This is a genomic window from Neisseria sp. 19428wB4_WF04, assembly GCF_015235335.1.
GTDB lineage: Bacteria > Pseudomonadota > Gammaproteobacteria > Burkholderiales > Neisseriaceae > Neisseria > Neisseria musculi.
In genome coordinates this window covers 1-401 of record NZ_JADGLG010000188.1, presented here as the reverse complement: position 1 = coordinate 401, position 401 = coordinate 1, and the positions used below count along the sequence as shown (strand labels likewise).

Annotated in this window: 1 protein-coding gene; it reads left to right on the top strand. The window is 29.4% G+C overall.

Features of this window, described 5'->3' with window-relative positions:
• On the top strand, positions 1–309 hold a 309-nt coding region (locus IR141_RS12935), incomplete at its 5' end, for a low molecular weight phosphotyrosine protein phosphatase (protein ID WP_135037856.1).
• Positions 310–401: the final 92 nt, after the last annotated feature.

Below are 401 nucleotides of genomic sequence, written 5' to 3'. Positions count from 1 at the left end.
GGTATGCACTATGGCACCAAAAACAAACTTGCTCAACTTAACATAGAACACAAAAACTTCACAAGCAAAAAACTCACTCAAAAGCTTTGCGATGAAAGCGATTTTTTAATCACCATGGACAATTCTAACTTCAAAAATGTTTTAAAAAACTTCACCAACACCCAAAACAAAGTTTTAAAAATCACTGATTTTAGTCCTAGTCTAAACTACGATGAAGTCCCTGATCCTTGGTATATCGGGAATTTTGATGAAACTTATAAAATTTTATCCCTAGCTTGTAAAAATTTACTTGTTTTTTTATCAAAATAATTTAAAACAACTATATATTACTTCTCGTTTACTTTTTAGGCTTATACTTCTAAACGAACCGAAAAACATTCATAAGAAAAACTCCTTAAAAT